The following is an 8,339-nucleotide window of genomic DNA, read 5'->3' on the forward strand; positions in this document are numbered from 1 at the left end:
TCTGCCAGGCGGCCGCGTCGGACAGCCCGAAGACCTTCTTCAGCTGGGCGTGAGCGGCCTCGGCCGAGGTGACGGCGTAGTCGCCCATGTCGCCGGTGTAGGACTCGCCGTAGTTCATGGTCATGAGGTTGACCGTGGAGACCTGGACGTCGTACTCGTTCGCGGACCGCAGCAGTGCCAGGCCGCCGAAGTCCAGGCCCGAGGGCATCACGGGCAGGGTGAAGGAGACCTTCAGGTCCGGCTGCGCCTTCTGCAGCGCGGCGATGGCCCGGGACCGCAGGGCGACGGCGGCCGCGTCGGTCAGCTGGTCGCCCTCGATGTCGAAGTCGGCCAGGTCCGAGCCCGCCGCGTCCAGGGCCGCTCCGTAGGCCGCGGCCAGCGTGGAGACGCTCCCGCAGGCCGCCGCCAGCTCCTTCCCGGACGCCCCGCCGAAGGAGACGCGAACCTTCGCCCCCGAGGCCTTCAGCCGTGCGATACGGCTCTTCACGGACGCGTCGCCGATCGCGTGGGTGCCGTTCCACTTCGGTGTGCAACCGCCGCCGGAGACGACGAAGGCGAGGTTGTACGCCGACGGGGAGCCCGCGGAGTCGGTGGCGTACGCGGTGGTGGCGCTCACGTAGGGGGCGTAGGCGGTGGTGGAACCCGAGGAGCACCCCGTGACGGCCAGGGCGAACAGGCAGGTGAGCCCGGCCGCCGGCTTCGGGAAACTCCTCATCGCGCATGCACCGGCTCTCGTGACGATTACGGAGTGGAAATCTCTCACACGGGGCTGGGGGCGACAGGCGCATGAACAACTCGGACATCAATCGGACAGAAGTGATCAGATGTGGCAAGAATTCTGCGCGAAAGGGGCGTTCCGGACCGGCGTGCTCCGCTCTCGACGAGCAGATATTCGCGCATTCCCTTGGCAAGGAGACAAGTCTGCCCTCAAATCCTGGGTGGCTCACAAGAAGCTGAAAGAAGGAGCCACGAAAAGCACTCCTGATATCCGGGGAATGCATTCCGAGTCCGTCGGCTGGGGCACCTCGCTGAACCCCTCGTCGCTGCTGCCCTTCGGCGGCGGGAACGCCCGGGGGCCGGGCGGCACTGACGTCTCGGAGATCGGCGTCGGCCGGACCCTGATCGCGGCCTGCGTGCTGCTGTGCGGGTGGGCGGAGGGCGTGGCGGCGCGCAGGAAGCCGAGGCTGCTGCCGTGAGGCCGGGTACCCGCCTGCCACAATGGGCTCGTGACCCGCGCATCCCTGGAGAAGCAGCCGCACGAAGTCGCCTCGATGTTCGACGGCGTGGCGGAACGGTACGACCTCACCAACGACGTGCTGTCCCTCGGGCAGGACCGGCGGTGGCGCAGGGAGGTCGCCAGAGCGGTCGACGCCCGGCCCGCGCAGAAGGTGCTCGACCTCGCCGCCGGCACGGCCACCTCCTCGCTGCCCTTCACTCGCGCCGGCGCGTACGTCGTGCCGTGCGACTTCTCCCTCGGGATGCTCCAGGTCGGCAAGCGGCGGCACGCCTGGCTGCCGTTCACGGCCGGTGACGCGACGCGGCTGCCGTTCCGCGACGACACCTTCGACGCCGTCACCATCTCCTTCGGGCTGCGCAACGTGCACGACACGGACGCGGCCCTGCGTGAGATGTACCGGGTGACCCGGCCCGGCGGACGGGTGGTCATCTGCGAGTTCTCGCACCCCACCTGGGCGCCGTTCCGCACCGTCTACACCGAGTACCTGATGCGCGCGCTGCCGCCGGTGGCGCGCGCGGTGTCGTCCAACCCCGACGCCTACGTCTACCTCGCCGAGTCCATCCGCGCCTGGCCCGACCAGCCGGGCCTCGCCGCCCGACTCCGCGACGCCGGCTGGTCAAAGACCGCCTGGCGCAACCTGAGCGGCGGAATCGTGGCCCTCCACCGCGCCTACAAGCCCTGACGGGCCGCACCGGGCTGCACGGGGCCCGCCGCGGGCAGGCTGATGCCCGCCGGCACCGAGCCCCGGCCTCGGCCGGTCCGCCGGCCCAGGGCTCCGGGGAGGATCTGCGGTCCGGCCTTCCTGGGCTCCGGAGGCCGACGGCCCTGCGGTCCTAGACGACTTGACGGGGCCACCGGCCCCGCGGCTCTGCCGCCGGCCGGGCCGGTGCCCGCGAGGCCGGCGGCGGCGGGACGTGCGCCCGCGGGGCCCGCGCCCGCCGGGCCGTCGGCGGCGTGGCCGGCGCCCGCCGAACCGCCGGGGGCGGGCTGTCGCGGGCGTGGCTGCCGCCGACGCCTGCGCTCGGCGGGGTGTCGCTGGGGCGGGCTCAGGCCCGGATGACGGCGTACGGGTCGCCCGGTTCGTCGAGTTCGCGTTGGAGGCCGCCTGTCGGCGGCCGGGGGGCGCGGGGCTCGCGGACGCCTCCGCCGCCCTCGCCCGGGCCGAAGTCGAACCACACGTACACCATCGAGTCCCGGGGCACCTCGGCGCCGGGACTCGGGTACTGGCGCACGACGTAGTCGACCACGGCGAGATGGAAGTCCGGGCGGTCCGGCGCGTTGACGAACAGGCCGTGCGCGCGGGCGGCCTCGCGCGCGTCCACGGCCATCAGCCCGACCAGGCGTGGCACGCGCACTTCGGGTGTCTTGGGTGGAATGAACACAGACGTCACCCCCAGCGGTACCGGCAGGGTAACCGGCCGGGTGCGCCCCCCGGAAGCGTCAAGTGTCTTTCTGTGACAGTCGATTACCGAAGGTAGTCGGTGAGGGGGGCCGCCGCGCGAGGGCGCCTACAACTCGAGCCGGTAGCAGTGCGCCACGCGCCGCGACACCGGCGTCATGAACGTCTCCGCCCGCCGCATCCCGAGCCGCTCGGTCACCGCGACGGAGCGCGCGTTGCCGGCGTCGACCATCGCCACCACGTCCGCCAGCCCCGCCGTGCGCAGCCGCTCCAGGGCCGTCCGGGCGGCCGCGGTGACGTATCCCCGGCCCCAGTACTCCCGTCCGAGCCGCCAGCCGATCTCGATCTCGCCCGTGGGACCCCATTCCCGCTCCCAGGGCTGCGCTCCGGTGAAGCCGACGACCCGGCCCGACTCGTCGAGCACCGTCCACAGACAGAAGCCGCGTTCGGCGTCGTGCCGGCGCTGGCGGGCGGTGAGCTCCTCGTACACGGACAGCTCCGCGGGCTTGCCGCCGAGGAACTCCATGACCTCCGCATCGTCGAAGACCCGGTGCCAGGCGACGGCGTCCTCGTCGGTGGGTACGCGCAGCCGTATCACGGGGAGAGCTCGGTTCACGGGGGCAGCCCTTCAGCCGGGTGATCAATTCTGCTGCATAGACTGCCCATGTCCAGTGCCGGCCGGCACGCAGATTCCGAACTTGGGGAGATCCCGCCGTGACCGTCGTGACTGAGCCCCTCTCCGAGAACACCGCCGATGTGATCGTCGTGGGCGCGGGGCCGGCCGGGTCCACCACCGCCTACCACCTCGCCCGGGCCGGACTCGACGTACTCCTGCTGGAGAAGACCGAGTTCCCGCGCGAGAAGGTCTGCGGCGACGGTCTCACCCCGCGCGCCGTCAAGCAGCTCGTCGCCATGGGCATCGACATCTCCGAGGAGGCGGGCTGGCTGCGCAACAAGGGGCTGCGGATCATCGGCGGCGGCGTCCGGCTCGAGCTCGACTGGCCGGATCTCGCCTCCTTCCCCGACTACGGACTGGTGCGCAGGCGCGACGACTTCGACGAGCAGCTGGCCCGGCAGGCGCAGAAGGCCGGCGCACGGCTCTTCGAGCGCTGCAACGTCTCCGGCCCGGTCGTCGACGACCGCACCGGCCGCATCACCGGCGTGAAGGCCAAGCTCGGCGAGGAGAAGCGCGAGGTCACCTTCCACGCGCCGCTCGTCGTCGCCGCCGACGGCAACTCCACCCGCCTGTCCCTGGCGATGGGCCTGCACCGGCGCGAGGACCGCCCCATGGGCGTCGCGGTGCGCACGTACTTCGAGAGCCCCCGCCACGGCGACGACTACCTGGAGTCCTGGCTGGAGCTGTGGGACCGGCGCGGCCCGCAGGACCGCCTGCTGCCCGGCTACGGCTGGATCTTCGGTATGGGCGACGGCACGTCCAACGTCGGTCTGGGCGTGCTCAACACCTCGGCCTCCTTCAAGGAGCTCGACTGGCGCGAGATCCTCAAGGCCTGGTGCGCCTCGATGCCCGAGGACTGGGGCTACACCCCCGAGAACATGACCGGCCCGATCCGGGGCGCCGCCCTCCCCATGGCCTTCAACCGCCAGCCGCACTACACGCGCGGCCTGCTGCTCGTCGGCGACGCGGGCGGCCTGGTGAACCCCTTCAACGGCGAGGGCATCGCCTACGCCATGGAGTCCGGCCAGCTCGCCGCCGACGTCATCGTCCAGGCCCACGGCCGCGCCACGCCCGCCCAGCGCGAACTCGCCCTCCAGCGCTACCCGCGCGTCCTGAAGGACACCTACGGCGGCTACTACACGCTGGGCCGCGCCTTCGTGAAGCTCATCGGCAACCCGAAGGTCATGCAGATCGCCACCCAGCGGGGTCTGACCCACCCGATGCTGATGAAGTTCACCCTCAAGCTGCTCGCCAACCTCACCGACCCGACGGGCGGCGACGCGATGGACCGCATCATCAACGGCCTGAGCAAGGTGGCTCCGCGTTCGTGATCATTCAAGCCGGATGGCTTGGGTCAGTTGTGGCCTACGGTGCGAGCCCGTTCACGCCGTAGGCCATGACTGGTTAGCCGATTCGAGATCTGGGTAAGCCAGGCTGCGACTGCGCAGTACGGGGTCGCGTCCGAGCCCTAGCATGATCATGAACCCAGGTGGCTGAAGCCATGACTTCCCAGCACTACGAAGCCGGATCGGCGGGCGAGCCGTAGGTGGCGGGACATCTTCTCTATGGGGAGCTCTGTCCATGTCCGCCTGGCTTGGTGACGTTGTTGTTCTCGTAGTGCTCGCACTCGTTCGTCCAGGGCGAGCCGACCATCAGATCGTTGAACGCGATCATGCCGAAGAACAGGAAGAAGAAGGCCATGTACGGCGACGCCTCCATCGGGTCGCCGTCGATGCCGTACGTCGGGGTGAGGGACAGCTCAATGGTGTCGTCCGACTCCCGGTAGAAGCACCCGGCCGCTGTGAGGGTGGCGTGCGAGAGCTGGGTCTCCCCGACGTACGACTCGAAGAGTCCGCCGCCGAGGCTCTTGGCGAGAGCGTTCATCTGCAAGTACTGATTGGCCGGGTTGCTCGGGATCACGGCGTCCCGCACGGCGTCGGCAGCCTCCGGGTCGTATTTGTACCCACCGTCGTCCGCCGCCTTGCGGAGACCGGCGTGCTTGAACTGGTGTGCCTTGTTCATGGAGTCCACGGCGTCTTCGCCGTCTCTGACGAGCCACTGGAGGTGAGCGACGTACTCGATCATCAGGCGCCGGTTGGGAGCGGCTTCGTGGCCAAGTCCCTTGCTGTGCAGAGTGACCACTGCGGCGGCCTACCGGTGCAGGGCGGCCACCAACCCCCAGCCGACCTGAAACGGTCGACGGTTCTCGGGGGCGGGAGCGTGGTCGGCGGCACCACCGACCAGCAGCTTGGTCAGAGCCTCCAGGCCAGGCACTGCCCGCCTGTTGAACTCTGCGATATCTACGGTCATACGCAAATCGTCCCGCACGTGGTGTCCCGTGCGCACCACGGTTTCCGAACTGACAAAGAATCATCCGGTGCGCCCATGAAAGGCCCTTTATGGAAACGGCACACTCTCGCGATGGGTAGCCCACTCTCGTGCGGCGGCGGTGAGGGCGGCACGGTGCGGCAGTGGTCGAGTCCGTTCCCAGTCTTCCCACGCGCGGAAGACGGTGCGCGCGAACGTGGTGACCATGGCAGGGGCGGCAGCGCTGTATGCGGGAATCTGCCGGGCGATTGCTTCGGCCTGCTCTGCGGAGTGTCCGGCGGAGATGAGCCGCGGGATGGTCAACGCGGTGTCCGCCCATGCGGGGGCGGGGCAGGCTAGAGCCCAATCGAGTAGCAGCAGCTGACCAGCCGGGGTCAACAGCATGTTGTGCGGCGACATGTCTGTGTGAGCGAGCCCTCGACCTTGCAGCCCGGCTGGAACATCCTCGGGAAGGAAGCTGGCCCACCGTGTGTGAAGCGGCTTCTTACGCAGCGCCTCAGGCCACGGCACCTCGGACACGATGGTGAGCGTCCGCACAAGGGGGGCGAGATCGTCGGACCCCGGTGTCAGGTCCGGGTAGCGTCCCTCGACGTACTCGTACCCGTACAGCAGCCACCCGCCGGCGTCGAGGTCCCAGAGGACGTGGGGCGCGCGAGGCGCGTTCCGGGTGACTTGCGCCTCGTGGCGGTACACCCAAGCCTGTGGGTCGTCACGGCGGGTGCCCTTGACGAACATTCGGCCCGCTCGTGTGTCGACGGTGCAGGCGAGTCGAGACATGACGCCGTGCGGTGCGGTCGCGGCCTCCTCGACCGGGCCCGTGTGGTGCTCGACGGCGGCCCGGGTTGCAGCTGGTAGGTCGTGCCATTCGATGCGGTCCACCGCCGGTCTCCCTGCGTTGGTCGAACAAAAGGGGCCGGCCCCCGGCCTGGCCACAGCGTGGCACAGACCAGAGGCCGGCGGGGGCGCGGTCAGGGATGGAACGGGCTGTCCGAGCAGTTCGCACGGCACTGCGAGCACTCGGCGAGGTCCAGCTCGGGCCAGAACTCCATGTCGATCTCGTACCCGGCGAGTGTGATCGCGTCGACCGTCCGGGCCCGGAGGGCCTTGCCGCCCCCGTGCTCCTCCGGGTCGAGGTATCCGGGCTGGTGGTCCAGGAATCGGCCGAACTTCTCCTCGCAGAACTCCCGGTACCCCTTGGTGTGGAGCAGGAAGGCGTGCCAGAAGTCGTCCACGAGGGGGGAGGGGCTGAGCGGCCTCTCGCTATAGTCGCACGCGGCGAGGAAGGCGAGCATCTGCCCGACGCCGCGGTCGGCCTTCTCCTCGGTCAGCTGCGGGAACCTGGCGCGCATGTTGTCGACCAGGGTCTCGCGCAGTTCCGTGCTGATCAGCGTCCGCGCGTCGGTCGCGGTGCGCTTCTGTGCGGTGGTCACGTTCCGTGCCTCCTTGCGTTGGGTGGTGCTTCGGACGTGGTGGTGCGCACCGCGGCGGGCCCCGGTTGGCGGCCTCGGCCGCGGTGGAACCCCGCCCGCCCAGGGGGAGCAGGAAGCGTCCGGGCGGGCGGGGGGCCTTATGCCGCTTCCGGGGCGGCGTCGGGGATGGTCAGTGCCGGGCCGTTGGCTCGCGGGCCGTCGAGGCCGGTGCCTACGAGCACACCGAGACAGGTGAACCGGTAGCCGTGCCGATGGCCCAGAGCACGCTGAAGAAGAACCCGACGGGATCGGAGAGGCGCCGTAAGCGGGCGGACGCGTGGCGGGCGCTCACAGGTTGCCCCCGCGTGCCGCGTCGCGCAGTTCGAGGATGCGCCCAACCTGGTAGGCGTACAGCTCCAGCTGCGCGGGGTCGAGCACGAGCAGTGATTCGCTGATCCCGCCGTCCTCGTAGTGGACGGTGACAGGCAGGCCGCCCTGCTCGGCGCGCTGGTCGTACATCACGTCTCGCTTCTGCGGCGTGATGTGCGTGACCTGAGCGGGGACAGGGCGCAAGGTTGTTCCGTCGTAGGGGGCTGACCACTCGTCGCCGCCTCCGGGCGGAACCAGGCCGTAAGTCCGTCTGCCGCCGCCGGGCAGAGCCACGACGACACCGATCTGGTCCTTGGTGGTGTCCCGGGCGATGTCACCGAGTCGGGGATAGAACGGTGCGGCGGTCCCTAACTCGCCGCCCTGCGAAGGGAGATGGGGGGTTCCTCGTCGAGCCATGTCCCTGACGCTAAGACGGCGTCAGGGGCCCAATATGAATCAGAGGAATACGACCCTCATCCGTCGAGGTGGAACCGGTCCGACATGCGGCGCAGCTTCTCGCGCGTCGCGGAGCGCTCGGCGTAGACGACGCTCCGCAGCGTCGAACGGGCGATGGGGTGGTTGCGCACCAGCTGTGGGGCGATACGCTCTGCGGTCTCCAGTTCGGCGAGTGCCTTGTCGCGGTTTCCGTCCCACAGCCAGGCTCGGGCGAGGTCCATGTGATGGTGCCCCTGCCTGGAGTTGGGCAGGGCGGCGACCAGTTCGGGACCTGTACGACGGTTTATCGCGAGCGCTCGGGTCTGGTCGCCGTATTCCAGCGCAACGCTGATCGCGTGAATCTGCACGTTGCCCGGTGAGAACGTCACAGAATGCCGGTCGTAGACGGGTGGTCCCTGGTGGTTGGTCATCCGTTCGGCGGCGGCGCGGGCGTGCGCGATGCGGTCCTCGGACTCCGCCGGTCGG

General features: G+C 69.9%; 11 protein-coding genes and 1 pseudogene. 3 read left to right on the forward strand and 9 right to left on the reverse strand.

Translation table 11 applies throughout. The annotated features are described in order from the left end of the window. On the reverse strand, positions 1 to 715 hold a 715-nt coding region (locus tag IE249_RS03470), incomplete at its 3' end, for a glycoside hydrolase family 18 protein (RefSeq protein ID WP_229857423.1). 280 nt (positions 716 to 995) lie between these two features. On the opposite strand from IE249_RS03470, the gene IE249_RS03475 reads away from it, so the two are divergent. After that, on the forward strand, positions 996 to 1,196 hold the full coding sequence (locus tag IE249_RS03475) for a hypothetical protein (protein ID WP_189703717.1): 201 nt from the start codon (positions 996 to 998) through the stop codon (positions 1,194 to 1,196). A 30-nt stretch (positions 1,197 to 1,226) separates the two neighbouring features. After that, the gene (locus IE249_RS03480) at positions 1,227 to 1,919 is read left to right on the forward strand and encodes a demethylmenaquinone methyltransferase (protein WP_189703294.1); all 693 of its coding nucleotides are present in this window, start codon (positions 1,227 to 1,229) and stop codon (positions 1,917 to 1,919) included. A gap of 364 nt (positions 1,920 to 2,283) precedes the next feature. Here IE249_RS03480 and IE249_RS03485 read toward each other — a convergent pair whose 3' ends face one another. Together IE249_RS03485 and IE249_RS03490 are read right to left on the reverse strand one after the other, a co-directional pair. Beyond that, a complete protein-coding gene (locus IE249_RS03485) occupies positions 2,284 to 2,592 on the reverse strand; it encodes a PASTA domain-containing protein (RefSeq protein WP_189703295.1) in 309 nt (102 codons plus the stop codon). A 153-nt stretch (positions 2,593 to 2,745) separates the two neighbouring features. Next, the gene (locus IE249_RS03490; protein ID WP_189703296.1) at positions 2,746 to 3,252 is read right to left on the reverse strand and encodes a GNAT family N-acetyltransferase; all 507 of its coding nucleotides are present in this window, start codon (positions 3,250 to 3,252) and stop codon (positions 2,746 to 2,748) included. Positions 3,253 to 3,350: 98 nt separating this feature from the next. On the opposite strand from IE249_RS03490, the gene IE249_RS03495 reads away from it, so the two are divergent. Continuing rightward, entirely contained in the window at positions 3,351 to 4,643 is a 1,293-nt protein-coding gene (locus tag IE249_RS03495; RefSeq protein ID WP_189703297.1) for a geranylgeranyl reductase family protein, read from the forward strand. A gap of 232 nt (positions 4,644 to 4,875) precedes the next feature. On the opposite strand, the gene IE249_RS03500 is transcribed toward IE249_RS03495, so the two are convergent. The 6 genes and pseudogenes from IE249_RS03500 to IE249_RS36035 all read right to left on the reverse strand — a co-directional run. Then, positions 4,876 to 5,397, reverse strand: coding sequence for a hypothetical protein (locus IE249_RS03500; RefSeq protein WP_189703298.1), 522 nt, complete (start codon positions 5,395 to 5,397; stop codon positions 4,876 to 4,878). Positions 5,398 to 5,463: 66 nt separating this feature from the next. Then, a complete protein-coding gene (locus IE249_RS03505) occupies positions 5,464 to 5,622 on the reverse strand; it encodes a hypothetical protein (protein WP_189703299.1) in 159 nt (52 codons plus the stop codon). Positions 5,623 to 5,709: 87 nt separating this feature from the next. After that, on the reverse strand, positions 5,710 to 6,519 hold the full coding sequence (locus IE249_RS03510) for a phosphotransferase (protein WP_189703300.1): 810 nt from the start codon (positions 6,517 to 6,519) through the stop codon (positions 5,710 to 5,712). An 89-nt stretch (positions 6,520 to 6,608) separates the two neighbouring features. Beyond that, positions 6,609 to 7,070: a glycine-rich domain-containing protein gene (locus tag IE249_RS03515; protein WP_189703301.1), complete on the reverse strand. Its 462-nt coding sequence runs from the start codon at positions 7,068 to 7,070 to the stop codon at positions 6,609 to 6,611. Positions 7,071 to 7,397: 327 nt separating this feature from the next. Then, positions 7,398 to 7,622 carry a hypothetical protein gene (locus IE249_RS36030; protein WP_229857425.1) on the reverse strand — a complete coding sequence of 75 codons (225 nt, stop codon included), beginning with the start codon at positions 7,620 to 7,622 and terminating at the stop codon, positions 7,398 to 7,400. 269 nt (positions 7,623 to 7,891) lie between these two features. After that, a pseudogene (locus IE249_RS36035) lies at positions 7,892 to 8,339 on the reverse strand (helix-turn-helix domain-containing protein); the annotation flags it as partial.

The organism is Streptomyces anandii JCM 4720, assembly GCF_014650655.1.
GTDB classification, from domain to species: Bacteria; Actinomycetota; Actinomycetes; order Streptomycetales; family Streptomycetaceae; genus Streptomyces; species Streptomyces anandii.

What these genes read in the sequence shown, in the direction of transcription:
- IE249_RS03500 (WP_189703298.1), bottom strand. Translation starts at nt 5,397, where the DNA reads ATGATCGAGTACGTCGCTCACCTCCAGTGGCTCGTCAGAGACGGCGAA.
- IE249_RS03505 (WP_189703299.1), bottom strand. Translation starts at nt 5,622, where the DNA reads ATGACCGTAGATATCGCAGAGTTCAACAGGCGGGCAGTGCCTGGCCTG.
- IE249_RS03475 (WP_189703717.1), top strand. Translation starts at nt 996, where the DNA reads ATGCATTCCGAGTCCGTCGGCTGGGGCACCTCGCTGAACCCCTCGTCG.